This is a genomic window from uncultured Aquabacterium sp., from assembly GCF_947366995.1.
GTDB lineage: Bacteria > Pseudomonadota > Gammaproteobacteria > Burkholderiales > Burkholderiaceae_C > Aquabacterium.
In genome coordinates this window covers 1-19,953 of sequence record NZ_CANBCC010000074.1, presented here as the reverse complement: position 1 = coordinate 19,953, position 19,953 = coordinate 1, and the positions used below count along the sequence as shown (strand labels likewise).

Here is a 19,953-nt window from a genome sequence, read left to right as displayed (position 1 = left end):
CGGCGCCAAGGCCAACCACCTGGCCTACCTGGGCGATGCCACCGTGGGCGAGCGCGTGAACTACGGTGCCGGCTCGATCACGGCCAACTACGACGGCGCCAACAAGCACCGCACCGTGATTGGCAACGACGTGCACGTGGGCTCGAACTGCGTGCTGATTGCGCCGATCACCCTGGGTGACGGCGCCACCATCGGCGGCGGCAGCACGATTGCCAAGGACGCGCCGGCCGGCCAGCTGACCGTGGCGCGGGCCAAGCAGGTGTCGTTGTCGGGATGGGTTCGCCCCCAGAAAACGAAGCGCTGATTCAGGCGATGTTCCGGCGCGGTTTCAACCGCTAACATGCCGCGTGCCCGAGTGAAGTAACCCAGGATGTCCTCGCCCTTGACCCATTACCAGCGTTTGAAGGTGGCGCCCGATGCGCCGCCCGAGGTCATCCGGGCCGCCTACCGCGTGCTGGCCGCGCGGTTGCACCCCGATCGCCACGGTGGCGCAAAGGGCCCGGGGGACGAGGTGCATGCGCAGATGGTGGCGTTGAACGCCGCCTACGAGGTGCTGATCGACCCGCACGCACGGGCCGGCTACGACGCCAGCCTGCAACCTGTGGCCAAGGAGCCCGATCAGGACGACGAGGACGAGGCCCGCCAGGGCCCGGCGACCCGTGTGGACATGGACTGGCTGGCGCCTCGCGTCGAAGAGGTGCCGCGCTGGTGGCCGCCTTCGCCGCGGCTGGCCCTGGGTGGCGGTGTGACCCTGCTGTTGCTGGGCACGCTGCTGGGCGCCTGGGTGTGGCAGGTGAAGACGCAGAGCCAGATGGACCGGGCGCTGTCGGACCACTACCTGGCGCAACCTGCGCAACCGGCGCAGGGCTATGGGGACGCGGCCCCGGTGCGCGCGGCCACGGCCACCACCACGGCCGCAGCCACCTCAGAGGCAGAGCCGCCGCCTGCTGTGGCCCCCGCGCAGACGGCCGGCGCGCCGCCGGCCGCCCCCGAGGTGCTGGCCGGGCGCCGCGCGCCGACGGTGGAAGAACTCTCGCGCATGAGCGACGAGGAGCTGCTGAAAGTGCTGCCGTTGCTGGATCGCCCGGCCGGGGCGCCGCGCACACCGGCCGCCGTCCGTGCCGAGGCCCAGCACATGCTCGACGGCAAGCCCCTGCGCCTGCGCACCGAGGCGCACCTGGTGGACCCGCTGGCGCCCGAACTCGCTGCGTCGGCGCCCTGAAGCAGCCCGGCTGCGCGGGTTCAGCGCACCTTGTCGGGCACCGGCCAGGCCGTGCCGAACTTGGCCCGCTTGGTGGCAAAGAACGCCCGCACCGTGCGCACGCGGTGCTCGGCCGTGAACAGCCGCTGCGCCAGCGCCTGGTAGCCCGGCATGTCGGCCACCTGCACCACCAGCACGAAATCCGGCCCCGGCGATACCCGCCACACCTGCTGCACCGTGGCCTCCTGCACGGCGCGCGCCTCGAAGGCGTCGAGCGCCTCGGCGGTCTGCAGATCGAGCGTGATCTCCACCAGCGCGCTCAGGCCCCAACCGAGCGCCTCGGCCATGTGCGCGGGCGACAGGATGGCCACCTCGCGCTCAATCACGCCCTCGTCGCGCAGGCGGCGCACCCGGCGGTGGCAGGTCGCGGGCGAGAGCCCGGCCCGGTCGGCCAGCGCCTGGTTGGACAGGCTGGCATCGTCCTGCAACAAACGCAGCAGGCGGAGATCGGTGTCGTCGAGGTCGATGGCGCTCATGATGAGAGATTATTTCATCAGGATCGATTATCTGGTGCCTTTTGTTTTCATCGAATATTCGGTGGTTTACGGTTCCGAAAACAGCATCAAAACGAAAGAAAACACCACGTGACCCGCGCTAGCATCGTCTCCAGGCGCAACAACGCGCAGGAGCATCGAGATATGTGTGGCATCGTCGGCGCCGTCGGGGCGCGCAACATCGTTCCGGTTCTGGTCGAGGGCCTCAAGCGCCTGGAATACCGAGGCTATGACTCGTGCGGCGTGGCCGTGCTGCAGGATGGCGCGCTGCGCCGCTCGCGCAGCACCGAGCGCGTGGCCGAACTGGCCGCCCAGACGCGCGACGAAGGCATCGACAGCCCGCTGGGCATCGCACACACCCGCTGGGCCACCCACGGCGCGCCGGCCGTTCACAACGCCCACCCGCACTTCTCGCACGGCCCGGGCGCCGATGCGGCCGACACCAAGCCTGGCCGCGTGGCCCTGGTGCACAACGGCATCATCGAGAACCACGAAGCCCTGCGCGCCGAACTGCAGGCCCGCGGCTACGTGTTCCTGAGCCAGACCGACACCGAGGTCATCGCCCACCTGGTCGACCACCTGTACGACGGCGACCTGTTTGCCGCGGTGAAGGCCGCCACGCTGCGCCTGACCGGCGCCTACGCCATTGCCGTGTTCCACCGCGACGAACCGCAGCGCGTGGTCGGAGCCCGCCAGGGCTCGCCGCTCATCATGGGCGTGGGCGGCGCGGACGACACCGAGCGCTTCCTGGCCTCGGACGCCATGGCGCTGGCCGGCGTGACCGACCAGATCGTGTACCTGGAAGAGGGCGACGTGGTCGACCTGCAGCCCGGCCGCCACTGGATCGAACACCGCGCGCCCGGCAGCGCCGAGCACCAGCGCGTGGACGCCGCCGAGCGCCCCGTGCGCACCGTGACGGCGCACAGCGGCGCGGTCGAGCTGGGCCCGTATCGCCACTACATGCAGAAGGAAATCTTCGAGCAGCCGCGCGCCATTGCCGACACGCTCGAGGGCGTCGAGGCGATCACGCCCACGTTGTTCGGTGAGCAGGCCGAGGCCGTGTTCAGCCAGATCGACCGCGTGCTGATCCTGGCGTGCGGCACGAGCTACTACTCGGGCTCGACCGCGAAGTACTGGCTGGAGTCGATCGCGAAGATCCCGACCAATGTGGAGATTGCCAGCGAGTACCGCTACCGCGACAGCGTGCCCGATGCACGCACGCTGATCGTGACCATCAGCCAGTCGGGCGAGACGGCCGACACGCTGGCGGCGCTGAAACACGCGCGCAGCCTGGGCATGGAGCACACGCTGACCATCTGCAACGTGGCCACCAGCGCCATGGTGCGCGAATGCAAGCTGGCCTACGTGACGCGGGCGGGCGCCGAGATCGGTGTGGCCTCGACCAAGGCCTTCACGACGCAGCTGGCCGGCCTGTTCTTGCTGACGCTGACGCTGGCCAAGCTGCGCGGGCAACTGAGCCCCGAAGCCGAAGCCGAGCACCTGAAGGACATGCGCCACCTGCCCGCCGCGCTGCAGGCCGTGCTGGCGCTGGAGCCGCAGGTGATGGCCTGGGCCGAAGCCTTTGCGCGCAAGGACAACGCGTTGTTCCTGGGCCGCGGGCTGCACTACCCGATCGCGCTGGAAGGCGCGCTCAAGCTCAAGGAAATCAGCTACATCCACGCCGAGGCCTACCCGGCCGGCGAACTGAAGCACGGCCCGCTGGCGCTGGTGACCGCCGAGATGCCCGTGGTGACCGTGGCCCCGAACGACGCGCTGCTGGAAAAGCTCAAGAGCAACATGCAGGAAGTGCGCGCGCGGGGCGGCGAGCTGTACGTGTGCGCCGACGGCGACACGCACATCCAGGCCGAGCCGGGCATCCACGTGATCCGCATGCCGGAGCACTATGGCGCGCTGTCACCGATCCTGCACGTGGTGCCGCTGCAGTTGCTGGCGTATCACACGGCGTGTGCACGGGGGACGGATGTGGACAAGCCAAGGAATCTGGCGAAGAGTGTGACGGTGGAGTGAGGGTGGTGGATTGCCCTGCTATCTGACCCCCACAAGGGGATGAAAGCCGGTGCCTCGCGGGGGGCGCCGGCTTCTTTGTTTTGTGGCGAGCGATTCCGAAATCTGTTTAGCCGGGCAGATGCTTGATGGGCAGCCACAGGCGGGGTGTAGCCCCTCCCCCTCACTGATTCGGCAAAGCGGCGGCAATCGACCTAAAGCGAATACGATACAGCACTGAGCGCGACATAGGGGTGGCCTGGCCGCGCAATCAGTTCCTCGCCAACAAGGAAACATCAATGAAGGCGGTCGATCTAAACCACAATGTGTTCTCCGAACATCACCTTAAACCGTATGAGAAGCGGGCTCAGGATTTCTCTGGCCGTTTTATCAGGTGGTTTTTGGAGCACATTTATCGCCTGGAAGAGATCGATGCAGACGATGCTTGCGTAGATGCCAAGCATGACAAAGGCGTCGACGCGATCTATGTTGATGATGTTTCCGAAGTTGTTTTTATTATTCAAGCAAAGACTAGGACAAAAGATGGTGCCGAGCTTGGTGATACTGACCTGAAAGAGTTCTATGGAACCCTTCAGCAGTTCGATAGCAAGGGAAAAGTGGCCGAGCTCCTGGCAGAGGCAAAGAACGAAAAGCTGAAGCAAACGATCCTAAGAACGGGGCTTGCAGCGAAGGTCGACGCATACGATATACGTGGTCGATTGATGTGCTGTGTGCTAAATTGGCGGTGGCAAAGTGACATGCATTCGCCAAGGAGCTGGTCGGCCTGATCGGTTTCAGTTGCTCGCAATCAGGTGCGAATGGCCATAATCGCAGCATATGGGCGGAATCTCGGTGTTATGTCGGATAAATGAGGTATGGCTTTCGAATCTGTTCTGAAGCCATTCCGAGGCTGCGTTATCCACCTCGTGATAACTAACAGCGTAGCATCGGTGTGCTCCAGCCCGTCTTGTGAATGTGACGTCTTCGCGCAATGAAAACACTTTTGATGCTGATAGGACTGGCTGGGTTGTTCGTATTCGCCATGGCCTATACCGCGCTCAACGCTTTCGCTGTCCTGCTTGCAATTCGGCACGCCCCATCTGCGTTCCGCCATGCCTTCTTTTCCTTACGGCGCTTTTCCCGAAGGCAACTGTTGGCGCTGTCCCCTGTCCGGATATGGGCGACGGTAGCGTTCCAGTTCGGAGGCGCGGTGGCATTCTTCCTGTTTATCCGCGAGCCCTTGTCGCTGCTGGCCTTGGCAAGCCTGTTGTTGGGCTATGCGTTTTTCGTATCAGCGCTGACGTTGTCGTTGCTGCTACAACTGCCCTATGTCCGCTCTTTGTGGCATGACACGCTCCTGAAGCTCAGCTTGATTGCTCTTCCGGTCTACCTGGGGTTTATTGCCAAGGGGTATGCCAATCAATGGGTGGGCGAGCTTACGGGCGTGAGCGCCGTCAACAGCGGAGGTGCCCTGTTCGCGGCCACATCCTTCTTGTTGTGCCTGGTCGCCGGGGTGTTGTTATTGCTGGCGGCATCTCTTTTCGAGTTCTTGCTTCTGTGGGGGCCCATGGTGAGGTCTAGGCGGGGCCACGCCAAAGTAGGTTTGTTCTTGCTGGCCTTGTGCGGCTTCATCGGTACATGGGGCGCTGGCCATGCCGTGCTGCAGTTGCCAAGCTCGCGCTTGGGAAACCTGTTGCTGGCCGCTGTGGTATTCGAGTTCGACGCCGGGCCAGCCAATTTCTGTGAGTTGACGCCAGACGAGAGGTCCCTTGCCATGCGGGCGGAGCCCTTCATTAAGGCGCTGTACCTCACCTCGTCGCAGGAGCGGGCGGTATTGGTGAAGCGGGGGCCTGCGCTCTTCAGGCCCGTGGTGCTACGCGACCTCAAAGCCGGAAACACGACATCCCATCTTCAGCAGTTGCGGATCGTGGAATGCTTCAAGATGCCGGCGCCACGCAATGCCGACTCATCGGCGAAGTAAGGTCTGGCAAAGAGCCTGCCGGTCGTCGCTTTGAACCCGCAGGTGTTACTCGACGCGTATCGCGCCGCATGATGGCCGGCCATGTTCCAATTCTCGTTCCTCGCGACCGAACACATGGACAACCAACCCCACAACCCCCTCCACGGCGCCACCCTCCAGCACATCGTGGAATGCCTGGCCGACCACTACGGCTGGGCCGAGCTGGGGCACCTCATTCCCATCCGCTGCTTCACGCATGACCCGAGCGTGGCGTCCAGCCTGAAGTTCCTGCGGCGCACGCCGTGGGCGCGGGCCAAGGTCGAGGCGCTCTACGTCGAGACGTGGTGGCGCTCGCGCGGCGGCCAGGCCTGACGGCACCGCCTCCCTCCTGATCCGCAGTACAGGTTTTCCGATGTCCTTCAACCCCACCGTTTCCGACCACTGGATCACCCACCCGCAAGGCCGCCTGTTTGCTCGCCAGTGGACGCCGCCCGAGGGCGCTGAAACCGGCGTGCCGCTGGTGCTGCTGCACGATTCGCTCGGCTGCATCGAGCTGTGGCGCGGTTTCCCCGAGCTGCTGAGCCGCACCACCGGCCGCCGCGTGGTCGCGTACGACCGCATGGGCTTCGGCCGCTCGGACGCGCGCCCGGCCCGGCCCAGCCACGACTTCGTGGCCGAAGAGGCTCGGCTGTATTTGCCCCATGTGCGCGAGCAGCTGGGTGTGGGCCGCTTTGCGGTGCTGGGCCACAGCGTGGGTGGGGGCATGGCCATCAATGTGGCGGCCACCACGCCCGAGTGCGAGGCGCTGATCAGCATCGCCGCGCAGACCTTTGTGGAAGACAAGACGCTGGACGGCGTGCGGGCCGCCAAGGTGCAGTTTTCGGATCCGGCCCAGGTGGATCGCATCTCGCGCTACCACGGCCCCAAGGCGGACTGGGTGCTCGATGCCTGGATCGGCACCTGGCTCGACCCGGAGTTTGCCGGCTGGACGCTGAATGGCGTGCTGGCGCAGATCACGTGCCCCGCGCTGGCCATCCACGGTGAAGACGACGAGTTCGGCAGCCCGGCGCACGCCCTGCGCGTGGGCGAGCACAGCCGCGGCCCTGTGCAGACCGACATCCTGCCGGCCACCGGCCACGTGCCGCACCGCGAGCAGCCCGACGCGATGGCCCAGCGCATCGCCCGCTTCCTGGCGGGCTGACGCGGGGCAGGGCCTTCCACCCGGAGGGCCGGTTGCCTCGGCTAGCATCGGCCGCATGAGTTCCAGCGCCGCACGCGTCCCTGTTTCGTCAGCTTCTTCTTCCGTCGCGGGGCCGTTGGGCTGTCTGCTGGCGTCGCTGCTGTCGCAGTACGTGGGCGCGGCGTCGGCCAAGGGGCTGTTTGCCCAGGTGGGCGCCGAAGGCGTGACGGCATTGCGCGTGTCGCTGGCCGCGCTGATCCTGATGGCGGTGTGGCGGCCGTGGCGCACCTGGCCGGGCCGCCGCGTGGTGCCCGACCTGATCGCCTATGGCGCCATGCTCGGGCTGATGAACCTGTGCATCTACCAGGCGATGGCGCGCATTCCCATCGGCGTGGCGATTGCCATCGAGGTGACGGGGCCGCTGGCCGTGGCGATGCTGGGCTCGCGCCGCCCGCGTGATGGGCTGTGGGTGGCGCTGGCGGTGGTCGGCCTGATGCCCTTGCTGCCGATTCGCGGGGCCACGGGGCTGGATCCGATCGGCGTGATGTGGGCCGGTGCGGCGGCGGTCTGCTGGGCGCTGTACATCGTGTTCGGCAAGCGGGCGTCGGCGCTGCCGGGTGGGCAGGCGGCCGCGTGGGGCATGCTGGTGGCGGCCACCTTCACCGTGCCGGTGGGCGTGGCCCATGCGGGCGCGGCCTTGCTGGCCCCCGGTGTGCTGCTGACGGGGCTGGCCGTGGCCTTGCTGTCGAGCGCGGCGCCGTACTCGTTGGAGATGGTGGCCTTGCGGCGCCTGCCCAGCCATGTGTTCGGGCTGGTGGTGAGCGCCTCGCCCGCCGTGGCGGCGCTGGTGGGCTTCTTCATGCTGGGCGAACGCCTGAGTGCCTTGCAGTGGGCGGCCATTGCGTGTGTGGTGGGCGCATCGGCCGGCAGTGCGCTGGGCGCAGCCTCATCGGCCGCTTCGGCTTCATCCACCGGGGCTGACAGCCGATGACCCAGGCGACACCGGATCTGCCCCATGGCGCACCAGCCGGCGTGCGGGCGCTGTTCTTTGCCGCAGGCGCGCTGTTCGCCACCTGGGGTGTCCACATCCCGACGGTGAAGGCCCATTACGGCGTGGGCGAACAGGCTCTGGGCATGGCCATGCTGGCCACCGGGCTGGGCGCGTGCGTGGGCCTCACGCAGGCGGGCCGGGTGATTGCCCGCTTCGGCCCGCGGCGCGTGTTGTTCGTGGGTGGGGCGACCGGGGCGTGGGCCGTTGCCGCCCTGCTGCTGGGGCAGGACTTTGCCTGGGTGCTGGCGCTGCTGTTCGCGTTCGGGCTGGTGTCCAGCACCTTCGACGTGGCGATGAACGTGGTCGCCAACGACATCGAGCAGCAGGCGGGCCGCCCGTTGATGAGCGGCTTCCATGGCCTGTTCAGCGCGGGCGGGTTGGTGGGCGCGGGGCTGGGGGCCGTGGCCTTGCGGGCCGGCATGGCGGCCGAGCATCACCTGTGGGTCTCGGCGCTTGCGTGCTGGGCGTTGTCTGCATGGGGCGCGCACCGCATGGCCCGTGGCGTGGCGCCCGCGGGCGGTGATGCGCGGTTCCAGTGGGGCCACGGGCCGCTGGTGCTGCTGGGCGTGCTGTCGGCCCTGGGCCTGTTGTGCGAGGGGGCCATGTACGACTGGAGCGTGCTGTATGTGCGCGACGGGCTGAAGGTGGACCAGGGCAGTGCGGCCTGGGCCTACGCGAGTTTTTCCGGCGCGATGGCGGCGGGGCGCTTTGGCGGCGACTGGGTGCGGGCGCGCCTGCCGGCGCCACGCTTGTTGCGGGCGAGCGCGCTGCTGGCCGCCTTCGGGATGACGGCGGCCTTGCTGGCCACGAACCTGTGGCTGGCGCTGGCCGGGTTCGCGCTGGTGGGACTGGGCCTGGCCAATGTGGTGCCGCTGTTGTTCGTGGCGGCGGCGCAGGTGCCGGGTGTGGCGCCGGCGGCCGGCATCGCCTTCGTGTCGGCCATGGGTTATTTCGGGATGATGGGCGGGCCGGCGCTGATCGGCTTCGTGGCGCAGACGGCCACATTGAGCGTGGCACTGGCTCAGGTTGTGGGCTTCGCGCTGGTGCTGGCGGTGGCGTCGCGCCGGGCACTCGCAGCGCAGTCGGCTTCGCGTTAGCCCCGGCTGGCAGGCGCGGCGATCGCCCGCAGAATGCGCTGCTGCAAAAGATGGAACCCCTCATGAAGCACAGTGACGAAGTGGTGCTGATCACCGGCTGCGGATCCGGCATCGGCCAGGCCCTGGCACGGACCTTTCACCAGCAGGGCCAGCGTGTGTGCGCCACCGCGCGCCGCGCCGAAACGCTGGAAGACCTGGCCCGCGAAGGCCTGATGACGCGCACGCTGGACGTGACCGACGCGGCCGCCGTGACGGCGCTGCTGGCCGATCTGGCGCAACAGGGCCTGCGGGTGGGCACGCTGGTGAACAACGCGGGCTATGGCGCCATGGGCCCGATGCTGGATGTGCCGGCCGAAGAATGGCAGCGCCAGTTCGATGTGAACGTGTTTGCGCCGCTGGCCCTGACGCGCGCCGTGGCCCCGGCCATGGTGGCGCGCGGGCGCGGGCTGGTGGTCAACATCAGCAGCGTGTCGGGCGTGCTGACCACGCCGTTTGCGGGCCCGTATTGCGCGAGCAAGGCGGCGTTCAATGCGGCCTCCACCGCGTTGCGCATGGAGCTGCAGCCGCTGGGCGTGCGGGTGGTGACAGTGCAGCCGGGCGGCATTCGCTCGGGCTTTGGCGACACGGCCGCCCACCGCGTGCACCTGGCGCCCGACTCGCCGTATCAGGCCGTGAAGGCCGGGGTGATGGGCCGCGCCCAGGAAAGCCAGGCCGATGCCATGCCGGCCGACACCTTTGCGCGCCTGCTGGTGGAGCAACTGGCGCGGCCCGATTGCCCGCCGGTGGTGCGCCTGGGCCCCAAGAGCACCCTGTTGCCTTTCCTGGCGCGCTGGCTGCCCGTGCGCTGGCTCGACCGGATGCTGTCCAGGCGGTTTCAACTTGATCGACTGCAAGCTGGAGGTGCCGCATGAGCCCCGTTTCGCCCGTGTCTTCCCGCCCGGCCGCCTTCATCACCGGGGCCGCTGCGGGCATCGGGCGAGCCACGGCCTTGCGGCTGGCACGCGCCGGCTGGTTCGTCGGGCTCAGTGACGTCGACGAGGCGGCCGTGCAAGCGCTGGCCCGCGAGATCGGCGAGCGTCAGGCGCATGCCGTGAGCCTGAACGTGGCGGATGCCGCGGCGTGGTCCGATGCGCTGGCGGGCTTCTGGCAGGCCGCAGGCGGGCGGCTCGACGTGCTGTTCAACAACGCCGGGATTTCGGCCACGGCGCCGTTCGAGGGCTCCGCCATCGCGCGCCACCATGCGGTCATCGACGTCAACCTCAAGGGCGTGCTCAATGGCTGCCATGCGGCGCACGCCTATCTGAAGCGAACGCCCGGCAGCCGCGTCATCAACATGTGTTCGGCGTCGGCGCTGTACGGGCAGCCGATGCTGGCGTCCTACTCGGCCACGAAGGCGGCGGTGCGCAGCCTGACCGAGGCGCTGGACATCGAATGGCACTCGCAGGGCATCCGCGTGGTCGACCTGTTGCCGCTGTTCGTGGACACGGCCATGGTGCGCAACGATGTGGCGCAGATGAAGACGGTGTCGCGCCTGGGCGTGCGGCTGTCGGCCGATGAAGTGGCGCAGGCCGTGCTGAAGCTCGCCACGGGGCGTGCCGCGGACCTGCCGGTGCACACGCACGTGGGGCTGCAGACCAAGGTGTTCGCGCTCCTGTCGAAGCTGTCACCTGGCTTCATGAACCGGCGCGTGACGGCGCTGCTGGCGGGCTATTGATCGCCTGTGGGTTCAGGCTCGCTCATCGAGTGAGCTTCGGGCGTCCACGTTGGCCACGTCCGCCACGCCAATGCCCAGGCGGCTGACCAGTTCACCGCCCAGCCAGGCCGTCACCAGGGCCAGGGCCACGCCGGCCAGCGACAGCGCGGTGCCGGTGAGCGCCACGTGGTCAGTCTGCTGATGGCGTACCCACCAACTGCCTGCGAACAACCCCATCACCACGAGGTTACCCAGGCCGTGCAGGCGCCCGACGTGGCGCGCGCGTGAGCCCTTGGGGATGGCCAGCCAGTCGATGAAGCCGAAGGGCGCGGCCGCCAGTCCGCCCAGCAGCCCGCCGGCCATGGTCCAGTAGGCCACATCGGCCATCACGGGCCGATCCAACGCCCAGTACAGCAGATCAAAGGCCACGGCCCCGCCCAGCAGCCCGAGCGGAAAGGCGATCAGCATCTGGTGCACGGGGTGTCCCAGGAACTTGGCTCTGGCTTCCATGATGATGCCCTTTTGCGTTGGCGAGGATGTCTGGGAACTGCGGCAAGCCGTGTTCCCGATGCGCCTGCGCGGGACTCAGGGTGATGGCGTGGTGGCCGGTGTGGACGCGGCCGCGGCCGGGACGCTGTCCATCGCGATGTAGCTCTTGATGAGCGTGAACAGGCGGTCGTAGAACTCGCCGAGCTGGATGGTCTGGCTGCCCACCCGGGTCAGGCCTTCGCTCGTTTCACCAAACGGCACCGACAGCGAGCCCACCGAGCCCACGCCGACGCTGGCCGAGTTGCTGACGCGGCGCACGGTGTAGGTCTCCTGCACGGCGGCGGCAAAAGCCATGCTGATGGCGCCATCGCCATCGGGCACGCACACCACACGGATCATCATCTCGATGTGCGAGCCGACATCGGGCTGGAAGTTCTTCTTGCCCTCGACCAGGGCGGGGTCGTTCACCGTGACCAGGTAGCCCTGGCTGAGCAGGGCCAGCCGGGCCGAGCGGCACACCGCTGCCGGTGGGGCGTCGAACAGGCGCGAGAAGGTTTCGCCGGACGCGAAGCGCTCCTGCGGCGGGTAGGGCTTGTTGCGTTGCAGCGCGCTGCAGCCCGACAGCGCCACGGCGCCGAGCAGCAGCGCGGTCAGCAGGCCCACGCGGGGGCGAGGAAAAGAAGAGACCGGCACGGTGTGCAGCAGCGTGGCCGTCAACGGTAGAAGACTTCGACCTTGCCCTTGAGCTTGATCAGCAGCGGGCGGCCCTTGCGGTCCACGGTCTTGCCGGCTGCGACCTTGACCCAGCCTTCGCTGATGCAGTATTCCTCGACGTCATGCCGCTCCTTGTCGTTGAAACGGATGCCGATGTCGTGAGCCAGCACGGCGCGGTCGTGGTGCGGGCTGCGGGGATCGACGGCCAGATGGTCGGGCAGGGCGGGGCGTTCAGCGTGGTTGTCGCTCATGGAAAGATCGGACGGATGACGAAAAAGGCCTCAGTGTAGGGCTGTCTGCCGACGGTGGGCACAGGGGGCCCGGCATGGGGTAAGGTTGTCGCGATGAAGCCTTCCGGAGCGCCCATGTCTGCCCGTTCTGCCCGATCACTGCCTGCCGTGCCGCTGAAGGCCTGGGCTGCCCTGACGGTTCTGTGTGGGGCGCCGCTGCTGACCGCGGCACAGGTGTCCGGCACGGGCAGCGCCGATGCGCCCGCCGGGCCGGGGCTGCGGCCGCTGTGGGAACTGGGGGCGGCCGGCATCGGGGTCTCGCAGCAAGCCTACCCGGGCGCCGAGCAGCAGGTTCGCCGCGGACTGGTGCTGCCGTATTTCGTGTACCGCGGCCGTTTCCTGCGGGCCGACCGTGAAACCGCCGGCCTGCGTGCGATCAAGACCGAGAACTATGAACTGGACGTCGGCTTTGCCGCATCGTTCGGGTCGCGCTCGCGCGACATCGACGCCCGCAACGGCATGCGCGACCTCGGCACGCTGGTCGAATTCGGCCCGCGGCTGAAGTGGTTTCTGGGCGCCGGGCCGGGCGGTGGGCGCTGGCGCCTGGATCTGCCCGTGCGGGGCGTGTTCGACCTGAGCGACGGGGCCGCGCACCGCGGCCTGGCGTTCGAGCCGGAACTGCGCTTCGAGCGCCGGACGCTGGGCGGGTGGTTGTACGGCGCGAGCGTTGGCGCAGTGTTTGCCGATCAGCGGCTGGCATCGACCTTCTACGAGGTGCGCCCCGGCGAGGTGCTGCCCGATCGGCCGGCCTACCGGGCCCAGCCGGGGTTGGTGGCCTGGCGCCTGGGTGCCTCGATGTCACGCCCGCTGGGCACCGACTGGCGTGTGTTCGGTTTTGCCCGGCTCGACACCGTGGCGGGCGCGGCCAACGAAGACAGCCCGCTGGTGCGCCGCACGACGGGGGGCACGGTGGGCCTGGGTTTCATCTACACCTTCATGCGCTCGAGCGCCACCGGCAACGACTGAGCGCGCTGGGCTCAGCGCAGCGCGATCGCAAGGGCCACCGGCAGCGACACCAGCGCCGCCACGTTGCCGATCAGCACGACCGAGGCCACCTTGTCCGGCTCCTGCTCATAGCGTTCGGCGAACATGTAGTTCAGAACAGCCGGGGGCAGCGAGCCGAACACCAGCAACAGGGCTTGCTGCATGGGCGGCAGCGGGATCAACGTAATCAGCACCCATGCGATCAGCATGCCGCTGACCGGGCGCAGCGCCGCACCGAACAGCCCGAAGCGCACCGCCTCAATGCGCGAGGCGGCCAGACGCACGCCCAGGCTCAGCAGCATCAGCGGCACGGCGATCTCGCCGACCATGCGGATGGCGGTCAAGAGGGGCGGCCACACGCTCAGGCCCGAGACGCTGACGGCGATGCCGGCCAGCGCCGCGAGGATGGTGGGGGTGCGCCACATCGTGAGGAGCCGCGCGTCGCGGTCGAGCAACCAGGTGCCGAAGCCGTAGTGCAACAGGTTGGCCACCACGAACATGGCCACGGCGGGCGCCAGGGCCGTGTCGCCGAACGCCAGCACGGCCAGAGGCAGGCCCAGATTGCCTGAGTTGTTGAACATCATCGGTGGCACGAGTGTGCGCGGCGCCGTGCCCGTCAGGCGGGCGGCGGCCCAGGCGACCAGGCCCGAGCCCAGGATGAGCAGTGCAGCGGCCAGCAGCAGCGGGCCGAAGCTCAACAGATGGAAGTCCTTGCTCGCCATCGCGGAGAAGACCAGGGCGGGTGTGAAGACGTCCATGTTGAGCTTGTTGGCATGACTCAGGTCGGGCCGCAGGCGCCGGCCCACCACGAAGCCCAGCGCGGTGATGGCAAACAGCGGGAACAGGATGGCGACGATGCGTTCGAGCATGGCGAGCATTGTTCACTGTGCGCACGGCGCCCGTCGGCAAGGGGTGGCAATGTTTGCCGTCACGGGTGCAGCCCGGGTGGGTACGTCGTCGCAAAAGGGCGGGAACGCGACTTGCCGAACTGTTCATAGCCGGCAATCTCGCCGGCATGTCAGGAGAAACACCATGGCTGAGAATCGCAACGACATCACCAACACCCAGGGGCAGCAAGGCGGCCAGCAAGGTCAGCAGGGCCAGGGTCAGAAGCAGCAAAGCCAGCAGAACCAGCCGGGCAAGCAGCAGCCGGGGCAGCAAAGCCAGAATCCGGGCCAGCAACAGCAGGACATCCCGGGCTCGCAGCGCGAGCAGCAAGGCGGCAACATGGGTGGCAACCAGGGCAGCAACCAGAGTGGCAATCAAGGCAGCCAACAAGGCCGCAACGACCAGCAACGCTGAGTGGCTTGAAGCCGCCCGTCACGTCGCCCTGCGGGGCGGCCTGGCGGGCGGTCAGGCGATGCGCAGGGTGTGGCGCCCCGCGCGCTTCGCTTCGTACAGCTGGCTGTCAGCCAGCGCCATCAGGGCCTCAAGCGAGGTGGCCTGAGGGTGCGATGACAGGGCGCCGCCCAGGCTGAGCGTCACGATCCCGAGCCCATCGGGACGATGGGGATGCGGCATCTGCCGCTGGGCCACGGCCTGACAGAGCCGTTGCGCCACCTGGTGCACCACCGCAGGCCGGTCGGTGGACAACAACACTGCAAATTCTTCACCACCATAGCGACCGACCAGGGCTTCGCCTTCGCGTGTCGCTGCCGACAGGATGGCCGCCACCTGCACCAGACACGCGTCCCCTGCCGGGTGGCCGTTCTGGTCGTTGAAGGGCTTGAAATAGTCGATGTCGGCCAGCAGCACGGCAAAGTGGTGGCCCTGCTGTGCCCGCGCCGCCCAGTAGGCCTGAGCCCGCTCATCGAACTGCCTTCGGTTGGCGATGCCGGTCAGCGCATCGGTGGCCGCCAGGGTCTGCAGCCGCTCGTTGGCGGTGGCCAGCGCATCACGCGTGCCGCGGTCCAGCAGCGACCGCAGGAAGTTGCGCCGCGCCTGCAACGTGTTGCTCCAGCTGATGTAAACGCTGAAGAACAGCACCGGCAGGTAGACGAGGGCAAACACCATCACGGCATCGGGCTGCTCCGGGTGCAGCCGCACCACGCCGTTCAGGATGACCGCGGTGATCGCCAGCGAGGTGATGAGGGACGGCACGAATCGCACCCGCACGCCCAGGTTCGCCAGCACGATGAAGATGACCGACGCATAGAGGTAGGTGCCCACCAGCGGGCTGCGGCTTTGCCCCAGCAGCCAGAACCACAGCGCGGCGGCGATCGTCACCTGCAGCGGCAGAAGCAGGTCGAGCACCCGCACGTTCTTGCACCAGCGGAACAGCGCCAGGCAGACCGGCAAGGTGGCTGCCAGGAAGGCCGATCGCATCAGCAGCGAGGTCCGGGCCACGTCCGGCACCGCGAGGTGGTCGGCCACCACATACGAAAAGTACGCCGCATGCCCGAGCAGTTTGCACATCAGCAGGAAGCGCAGCGCGTGCTGCAACTGGTGCGCGTGGAAGGCCGGCAGCAGGGCGGTCGGAATGGGCGACCAGAGGTGACGGACGCGCCGTTCGATGTCGGCGTGGTGAACTGCAAGATGCATGAGGGGGGGGCGGTACAACACCCGGACGATGCCGGGCGGTCGACATCATAGGACGGGAGCCGTTCATCGACCAGCGTGAAGTGGCTCCATGGCCCTCGGCCGATCAGGCGATGCGGCGTACCCGTTCGATCACGAAGCCCGAGCGGGGCAGCGCCGGCAGGCGCCGCATGTGCAGATCAAGGTGCTGTGGCGGCAGATCGAAGCGCATCACGTGCAGCAGCATGTCAAGGGCCACCAGCATGAGCCTCGCCGTCAGGTCTTCGCCGGGGCAGCGGTGCTGCACATTCGCATCGCCCCCACCGTGGGGCACGAAGGCAAAGGCGCCGGACGGGGCCGTGGGGCGAGCCCAGCGTTCCGGCGAGAAGGTGTCGGGCCCGGGCCAGCTGCGCGGGTCGTGGTCGGTGCCATACAGATCGAGCAGCACGCGGCGGCCGGCCTGAAAGTGCAGCCCCTGCCAGTCGAAATCGGCACGCACCCGGGCGGCCACCGCCGGGAAGAAGGGGTAGTGGCGCCGCACCTCCTGCACGAAGCCCATGGCATCAGGCCCGGAGGCCGACCCCGCCAGCCGGCTCTTCCAGACCGGGTGCGTGTGCAGCGCGTGGGCCAACAGCGTCATGTAGACGGACACGGCCACTGTGGGCCGCAACACATTGAGCAGCTCCACGGCGGCCACGCGGGCCGGTAGCAGGTGGCCCTCCAGATCGCGGTGGGTGCTGATGGCGTGGGCCGCGGTGTCGGTGGGCAGGCGGGTGTGTCCTGACCGGGCCGCCTCGATCAGCGGTGTGAGCCAGGCCTCGGCCTGCCGACGGGCCCAGCGCGCATGCAGGTTGGCCACAGGACCCGCGGCCGCGTCATCAAACAGCGCCACGAGCTGGGCGGTGCGTTTGGGCAGGTCGTCATCGGCCAGGGGCACGCCAGCCCACTGGCACACCGCGCGCGCCAGCACGGGCTGCAAGGCCCGGTACAGAGAGAAGGGCGGTGAGAGGATCCAGTCGTGCAGGCTGGCGAGCCATTCGCGGCGCACCAGTTCGGCGAGCCGCTGCAGGCGTTCGGGTGCCGTGATCGCCATGAACAGCGCCTTGCGGTGACGATGCTGCGCGTGGTCCAGCCCCTGCACGCCACCCTGGCCGAACAGCGTGCTCACCAGGGCATGGGGCGCGGCCCCTTGTCGCTGGAACAGGGTGTCGTCGTAGAACAATCGGGCGGCCTGGGCGCCGGTCAGGCACAACGTGGGCTGGAGCAGCAACCGGGCCTCGAACACATCGCTGCCCAGCAGCGCAGCCTGGCGGCCCAGGAAGCGATACGGGTCGGCGCGCCATGCCAGGGTGCTGTCCCACGCGGGCAGTTTGGGGATGCCGGTGCCGGCGGGCAGGGTGGGGGGATTCGAGGCAGGGCGCATGGCAGAAGGAAGGCGTGCCCGCCCTGCCGGCAACCGGCGTGCCCCACGTCAGAAGCTGCGGACCACGCGCAGGCTGATGGGCCGCAAGCGGGCCAGGGCCAGGCGCGTCTGCTCGGGGCCGACGGGGTGCACGACCACCGCCCATCGGCCGTGGCGCAACGCGCGGCGCACCCGGCTGATGACGCGCCCGTGATCAGGCCGCATCGACAGCAGGCCGCCCACCAGCAGGCCGAACGTGGCACCGAAGCCAGCCATGCTGACCCAGGCCATGAACGGGGTGCTGCGGATGGCGGCTGCGCCCGACAGCCACCATCCTGCAAACAGCAGCGTGCCGGCCAGACCGCCGAGCAGGCCCAGCGTGAGGTGGGCGCGCAGGATGGTGCGCCAGATGCCACCCTGCTCGGGCTCGACCTGGCGCGCGAGCAGATCGCGGTCGCGCAGGTTGCCGACCTCGGGGCCTAGCAGACGCACTTGCGGCGCGCTGAAGCCCGCCCCCTGCACCAGCTGACTGGCGGCGGTTTCTGCACTGGCTCGGTCCACGAACAGACCGGCCACTTTGGTGAGCGAACGTTCGCCGAACAGGGCCTGTTGCCATCGCATGGTGGTGTCCTCCTGTCCCTCTGGCGGCAAACGGTGTGCCCGCTCGGTGCTCAGGGAAGCCGGGTCACGCTGGCCTGTTCGTCGGCGGTGAGCGGCTCGGCCCACACCTGCTGTTGCGCCAGCACGCTGGCATCGGCTTCGGATGGATCCTGCCCATGCGCGGCCCGCTGTGCCAGGCGCTGATGCAGCACTTCGGGTGGGGCCTCGCAATGCAGGATGCGGAAGGTGGCGCCATGCCGGTCGGCCAGCGCGCGACAGGCCACACGTTCGGCCCGGCGCAGAAAGGCCGCATCCAGGATCACGGGCCAGCCGGCTTGCAGCAGGGCGGCGGCGCGGTCCATCAGGTGCGCATAGGTGCGCTGCGTGGCTTCGGGCGTGTAGATGCCGCCGGGCACATGCTCGCGGGATCGCGCCAGCGCGGGCAGGCCGAACAGCCGCTTGCGTTCGACGTCGGCTCGCAGGCGGATGGCGCCGGTAGTCTGCAGCAGGCGCAGCGCCTGGTGGCTCTTGCCCGAGCCCGACAGCCCGTGCGTGATGGTGAGCGTGGGTCGGCCGGGGTGGGTCAGTTGCTCGGCCAGCGCCAGGTAGTCTGGGCCGTCGGGCGGCGCGTCGAGCCGCCCGCCCGGCGTGCGCAACCGCGCCACCAGCGCCCGCACGATGGCCCGGTAGACCAGGTCGGCACGCAGCACGGCCACGCCCTCGTGGTCGCCCGTTTCATCGAGCCAGGCGTTGAGCAGCCGCCAGCCGAGGTCGGCCCGCCCGTGCGCCGCCAGGTCCATCACGGCAAAGGCGATGTCGGTGATCGGGTCGATCCAGCGCAGTGCCGGGTCGAACTCGATGCAGTCGAACGCCGTCACCTCGCCGTCCGGCAAGCGGATGAGGTTGGCCAGATGCAGGTCCCCATGGCCCTCGCGGATGTGACCTGCCTCGCGCCGGGCACGCCACACGGGGCGCAATGTGGCAATAGCCTGGGTGGCCCAGCGCTGCAGTGCGGCCACCCGGGCCGTGTGTTCGACATCGACCTGCGCAAGGCTGCCAAGCACTTCGGTCAATGTGGCCGCGCGCTGCTCGGCGGTGCCCCACGCGCGCTCGGCCGAGGCCACAGGGGCCGCCAGGTGAAAAGCCGCCAGCCGGTGCGCCAGGTGGTCGATGTCGGCTTCCGCCAGCGTGCCGGCGGCGACCTGCTCTGTGAACAGGCACCCTGGCGGAAACTGCCGCATCCGCAGCACGGGGGAGAGTACCCGGCCTGCGCCGTCGATGCCAGGCTCATCAGATGAGCCAGTGACATCGCGCACATCAAGGTAAAGGGTGGGTGCCAGCCTCCGGTTCAGCGCGCATTCCGCCTCGCACAGCGCGCGCCGCGTGGCGGTGGTGCGCGCATCGAGAAACGGCAGGTGCACGGGCTTCTTGATCTTCCACGCGTGGGTGCCGTCCAGAAGCACCCACGAGATGTGAGTTTCGATCAGGCGGGCCTGCCAGCGGCGCTGCAGCGCGTGCACGGCCCGTTCGATCGTGTCGGGCGCGGGCTCGGCGGTCGGATCGGTCGGCGCAGGGGCCGGTGGGGGCGTGGGCATCGGGGCTTAAGCGGGATCTGTCCCGACTGTACACTCGCGCCCGTCATGTCCCACGCTCCCGACACGGCGCCCGCGGCGTCTTCCGGCACGCCGACGTACACCGTCGCGGTGCGCACGCTGTGCGCCTTCACCGCGCGCATGGGCGACCTGGACCTGCGCTTCACGCCCGCGCCCACCGCGCAGGAAGGCCAGGAGGGCCACGCGCTGGTGGCCGCGCGGCGCGGCGCGGGCTGGCAGGCCGAACGGCCGTTGAGCGGCACGATCGGCGCGCTGACGGTGCGCGGGCGCGCCGACGGCTGGGACGCCGCCCGCGGCCGCCTCGAAGAGATCAAGACCCACAAGGGCCGGCTGGACGACCAGCCCGCCAACCACCGGGCGCTGCACCGGGCGCAGTTGCGCGTGTACGGGGCGTTGCTGTGCGCCGAGCTGGGCCTGCCCGAGGTGGAGCTGGCGCTGGTCTATGTGGACGTGACCACGCAGCAGGAAACGGCGATCACCGAGCGGGCCTCGGCCGCCGAGCTGCAGGCCGAGCTGGCAGACCGCGCCGGCCGGTTTGCCGCCTGGGCCGCGCAGGAAGCGGCGCACCGGGTGGCCCGCGATGCGGCCCTGCAGGCGCTCGCGT

22 protein-coding genes and 1 pseudogene are annotated in these 19,953 nt (G+C 68.7%); 14 read left to right on the top strand and 9 right to left on the bottom strand.

All coding sequences use genetic code 11. The features are described from left to right. Together Q0Z44_RS15690 and Q0Z44_RS15685 are read left to right on the top strand one after the other, a co-directional pair. On the top strand, positions 1 to 304 hold a 304-nt coding region (locus tag Q0Z44_RS15690), incomplete at its 5' end, for a DapH/DapD/GlmU-related protein (RefSeq protein WP_298014457.1). Between the two features lie 66 nt (positions 305 to 370). Next, entirely contained in the window at positions 371 to 1,222 is an 852-nt protein-coding gene (locus Q0Z44_RS15685; RefSeq protein WP_298014455.1) for a J domain-containing protein, read from the top strand. A gap of 20 nt (positions 1,223 to 1,242) precedes the next feature. On the opposite strand, the gene Q0Z44_RS15680 is transcribed toward Q0Z44_RS15685, so the two are convergent. Further along, on the bottom strand, positions 1,243 to 1,737 hold the full coding sequence (locus Q0Z44_RS15680) for an Lrp/AsnC family transcriptional regulator (RefSeq protein ID WP_298014454.1): 495 nt from the start codon (positions 1,735 to 1,737) through the stop codon (positions 1,243 to 1,245). Between the two features lie 162 nt (positions 1,738 to 1,899). Here Q0Z44_RS15680 and glmS point away from each other — a divergent pair, with 162 nt between their 5' ends. From glmS to Q0Z44_RS15635, 9 genes are all read left to right on the top strand, one after another. Beyond that, positions 1,900 to 3,783: a glutamine--fructose-6-phosphate transaminase (isomerizing) gene (gene glmS / locus Q0Z44_RS15675; RefSeq protein ID WP_109034510.1), complete on the top strand. Its 1,884-nt coding sequence runs from the start codon at positions 1,900 to 1,902 to the stop codon at positions 3,781 to 3,783. A 275-nt stretch (positions 3,784 to 4,058) separates the two neighbouring features. Further along, the gene (locus Q0Z44_RS15670; protein WP_298014452.1) at positions 4,059 to 4,547 is read left to right on the top strand and encodes a hypothetical protein; all 489 of its coding nucleotides are present in this window, start codon (positions 4,059 to 4,061) and stop codon (positions 4,545 to 4,547) included. A 203-nt stretch (positions 4,548 to 4,750) separates the two neighbouring features. Further along, entirely contained in the window at positions 4,751 to 5,740 is a 990-nt protein-coding gene (locus Q0Z44_RS15665; protein WP_298014449.1) for a hypothetical protein, read from the top strand. 81 nt (positions 5,741 to 5,821) lie between these two features. Beyond that, positions 5,822 to 6,091, top strand: coding sequence for a VF530 family protein (locus tag Q0Z44_RS15660; RefSeq protein ID WP_298014445.1), 270 nt, complete (start codon positions 5,822 to 5,824; stop codon positions 6,089 to 6,091). A gap of 40 nt (positions 6,092 to 6,131) precedes the next feature. After that, positions 6,132 to 6,920: an alpha/beta hydrolase gene (locus Q0Z44_RS15655; RefSeq protein ID WP_298014442.1), complete on the top strand. Its 789-nt coding sequence runs from the start codon at positions 6,132 to 6,134 to the stop codon at positions 6,918 to 6,920. 55 nt (positions 6,921 to 6,975) lie between these two features. Next, positions 6,976 to 7,890, top strand: coding sequence for an EamA family transporter (locus Q0Z44_RS15650; RefSeq protein ID WP_298014439.1), 915 nt, complete (start codon positions 6,976 to 6,978; stop codon positions 7,888 to 7,890). Beyond that, entirely contained in the window at positions 7,887 to 9,047 is a 1,161-nt protein-coding gene (locus Q0Z44_RS15645; protein ID WP_298014436.1) for an MFS transporter, read from the top strand. Before Q0Z44_RS15650 ends, Q0Z44_RS15645 begins: the two co-directional genes overlap by 4 nt. Before the next feature lie 62 nt (positions 9,048 to 9,109). Beyond that, positions 9,110 to 9,958: an SDR family oxidoreductase gene (locus Q0Z44_RS15640; RefSeq protein ID WP_298014434.1), complete on the top strand. Its 849-nt coding sequence runs from the start codon at positions 9,110 to 9,112 to the stop codon at positions 9,956 to 9,958. After that, the gene (locus Q0Z44_RS15635) at positions 9,955 to 10,761 is read left to right on the top strand and encodes an SDR family oxidoreductase (protein WP_298014432.1); all 807 of its coding nucleotides are present in this window, start codon (positions 9,955 to 9,957) and stop codon (positions 10,759 to 10,761) included. The genes Q0Z44_RS15640 and Q0Z44_RS15635 overlap by 4 nt, the downstream gene beginning before the upstream one ends. A 12-nt stretch (positions 10,762 to 10,773) precedes the next feature. On the opposite strand, the gene Q0Z44_RS15630 is transcribed toward Q0Z44_RS15635, so the two are convergent. The 3 genes from Q0Z44_RS15630 to Q0Z44_RS15620 all read right to left on the bottom strand — a co-directional run bounded on the left by Q0Z44_RS15630 (position 10,774) and on the right by Q0Z44_RS15620 (position 12,194). Then, positions 10,774 to 11,250 (bottom strand): DUF2231 domain-containing protein, encoded by a 477-nt coding sequence (locus tag Q0Z44_RS15630; protein ID WP_298014430.1) that lies wholly within the window; start codon positions 11,248 to 11,250, stop codon positions 10,774 to 10,776. A 75-nt stretch (positions 11,251 to 11,325) separates the two neighbouring features. Continuing rightward, positions 11,326 to 11,922: a DUF2242 domain-containing protein gene (locus Q0Z44_RS15625; RefSeq protein ID WP_298014428.1), complete on the bottom strand. Its 597-nt coding sequence runs from the start codon at positions 11,920 to 11,922 to the stop codon at positions 11,326 to 11,328. A 20-nt stretch (positions 11,923 to 11,942) separates the two neighbouring features. Next, entirely contained in the window at positions 11,943 to 12,194 is a 252-nt protein-coding gene (locus tag Q0Z44_RS15620; RefSeq protein WP_298014426.1) for a DUF3297 family protein, read from the bottom strand. Positions 12,195 to 12,308: 114 nt separating this feature from the next. Here Q0Z44_RS15620 and Q0Z44_RS15615 point away from each other — a divergent pair, with 114 nt between their 5' ends. Next, the gene (locus Q0Z44_RS15615) at positions 12,309 to 13,199 is read left to right on the top strand and encodes a MipA/OmpV family protein (RefSeq protein ID WP_298014424.1); all 891 of its coding nucleotides are present in this window, start codon (positions 12,309 to 12,311) and stop codon (positions 13,197 to 13,199) included. Between the two features lie 11 nt (positions 13,200 to 13,210). Here the strand turns inward: Q0Z44_RS15615 and Q0Z44_RS15610 are convergent, their stop codons facing one another. Continuing rightward, the gene (locus Q0Z44_RS15610) at positions 13,211 to 14,086 is read right to left on the bottom strand and encodes an AEC family transporter (protein ID WP_298014422.1); all 876 of its coding nucleotides are present in this window, start codon (positions 14,084 to 14,086) and stop codon (positions 13,211 to 13,213) included. Between the two features lie 163 nt (positions 14,087 to 14,249). Here Q0Z44_RS15610 and Q0Z44_RS15605 point away from each other — a divergent pair, with 163 nt between their 5' ends. Further along, positions 14,250 to 14,519, top strand: a complete 270-nt coding sequence (locus Q0Z44_RS15605; RefSeq protein ID WP_298014420.1) for a hypothetical protein — start codon at positions 14,250 to 14,252, stop codon at positions 14,517 to 14,519. A 51-nt stretch (positions 14,520 to 14,570) separates the two neighbouring features. Here Q0Z44_RS15605 and Q0Z44_RS15600 read toward each other — a convergent pair whose 3' ends face one another. The 4 genes from Q0Z44_RS15600 to Q0Z44_RS15585 form a co-directional block, all read right to left on the bottom strand. Further along, a complete protein-coding gene (locus Q0Z44_RS15600) occupies positions 14,571 to 15,758 on the bottom strand; it encodes a GGDEF domain-containing protein (RefSeq protein WP_298014417.1) in 1,188 nt (395 codons plus the stop codon). 103 nt (positions 15,759 to 15,861) lie between these two features. Continuing rightward, positions 15,862 to 17,157: a cytochrome P450 gene (locus Q0Z44_RS15595; RefSeq protein WP_298014414.1), complete on the bottom strand. Its 1,296-nt coding sequence runs from the start codon at positions 17,155 to 17,157 to the stop codon at positions 15,862 to 15,864. 48 nt (positions 17,158 to 17,205) lie between these two features. Further along, positions 17,206 to 17,757 carry a hypothetical protein gene (locus Q0Z44_RS15590; protein WP_109038171.1) on the bottom strand — a complete coding sequence of 184 codons (552 nt, stop codon included), beginning with the start codon at positions 17,755 to 17,757 and terminating at the stop codon, positions 17,206 to 17,208. Positions 17,758 to 17,807: 50 nt separating this feature from the next. Then, positions 17,808 to 19,331 carry a bifunctional aminoglycoside phosphotransferase/ATP-binding protein gene (locus Q0Z44_RS15585; protein WP_298014411.1) on the bottom strand — a complete coding sequence of 508 codons (1,524 nt, stop codon included), beginning with the start codon at positions 19,329 to 19,331 and terminating at the stop codon, positions 17,808 to 17,810. A gap of 45 nt (positions 19,332 to 19,376) precedes the next feature. Between Q0Z44_RS15585 and Q0Z44_RS15580 the strand changes: the two are divergent. Beyond that, positions 19,377 to 19,953: pseudogene (locus Q0Z44_RS15580) on the top strand (ATP-dependent DNA helicase); the annotation flags it as partial.

Excerpts from the sequence above, each read along its gene's own strand:
- Q0Z44_RS15665 (WP_298014449.1), top strand. The coding sequence starts at position 4,751 with ATGAAAACACTTTTGATGCTGATAGGACTGGCTGGGTTGTTCGTATTC.
- Q0Z44_RS15590 (WP_109038171.1), bottom strand. The coding sequence starts at position 17,757 with ATGCGATGGCAACAGGCCCTGTTCGGCGAACGTTCGCTCACCAAAGTG.
- Q0Z44_RS15685 (WP_298014455.1), top strand. The coding sequence starts at position 371 with ATGTCCTCGCCCTTGACCCATTACCAGCGTTTGAAGGTGGCGCCCGAT.
- Q0Z44_RS15655 (WP_298014442.1), top strand. The coding sequence starts at position 6,132 with ATGTCCTTCAACCCCACCGTTTCCGACCACTGGATCACCCACCCGCAA.
- Q0Z44_RS15645 (WP_298014436.1), top strand. The coding sequence starts at position 7,887 with ATGACCCAGGCGACACCGGATCTGCCCCATGGCGCACCAGCCGGCGTG.
- Q0Z44_RS15585 (WP_298014411.1), bottom strand. The coding sequence starts at position 19,331 with ATGCCCACGCCCCCACCGGCCCCTGCGCCGACCGATCCGACCGCCGAG.
- Q0Z44_RS15595 (WP_298014414.1), bottom strand. The coding sequence starts at position 17,157 with ATGCGCCCTGCCTCGAATCCCCCCACCCTGCCCGCCGGCACCGGCATC.
- Q0Z44_RS15630 (WP_298014430.1), bottom strand. The coding sequence starts at position 11,250 with ATGGAAGCCAGAGCCAAGTTCCTGGGACACCCCGTGCACCAGATGCTG.
- Q0Z44_RS15635 (WP_298014432.1), top strand. The coding sequence starts at position 9,955 with ATGAGCCCCGTTTCGCCCGTGTCTTCCCGCCCGGCCGCCTTCATCACC.
- Q0Z44_RS15680 (WP_298014454.1), bottom strand. The coding sequence starts at position 1,737 with ATGAGCGCCATCGACCTCGACGACACCGATCTCCGCCTGCTGCGTTTG.
- Q0Z44_RS15605 (WP_298014420.1), top strand. The coding sequence starts at position 14,250 with ATGGCTGAGAATCGCAACGACATCACCAACACCCAGGGGCAGCAAGGC.
- Q0Z44_RS15615 (WP_298014424.1), top strand. The coding sequence starts at position 12,309 with ATGTCTGCCCGTTCTGCCCGATCACTGCCTGCCGTGCCGCTGAAGGCC.
- Q0Z44_RS15600 (WP_298014417.1), bottom strand. The coding sequence starts at position 15,758 with ATGCATCTTGCAGTTCACCACGCCGACATCGAACGGCGCGTCCGTCAC.
- Q0Z44_RS15660 (WP_298014445.1), top strand. The coding sequence starts at position 5,822 with ATGTTCCAATTCTCGTTCCTCGCGACCGAACACATGGACAACCAACCC.
- Q0Z44_RS15610 (WP_298014422.1), bottom strand. The coding sequence starts at position 14,086 with ATGCTCGAACGCATCGTCGCCATCCTGTTCCCGCTGTTTGCCATCACC.
- Q0Z44_RS15640 (WP_298014434.1), top strand. The coding sequence starts at position 9,110 with ATGAAGCACAGTGACGAAGTGGTGCTGATCACCGGCTGCGGATCCGGC.
- Q0Z44_RS15670 (WP_298014452.1), top strand. The coding sequence starts at position 4,059 with ATGAAGGCGGTCGATCTAAACCACAATGTGTTCTCCGAACATCACCTT.
- glmS (WP_109034510.1), top strand. The coding sequence starts at position 1,900 with ATGTGTGGCATCGTCGGCGCCGTCGGGGCGCGCAACATCGTTCCGGTT.
- Q0Z44_RS15620 (WP_298014426.1), bottom strand. The coding sequence starts at position 12,194 with ATGAGCGACAACCACGCTGAACGCCCCGCCCTGCCCGACCATCTGGCC.
- Q0Z44_RS15650 (WP_298014439.1), top strand. The coding sequence starts at position 6,976 with ATGAGTTCCAGCGCCGCACGCGTCCCTGTTTCGTCAGCTTCTTCTTCC.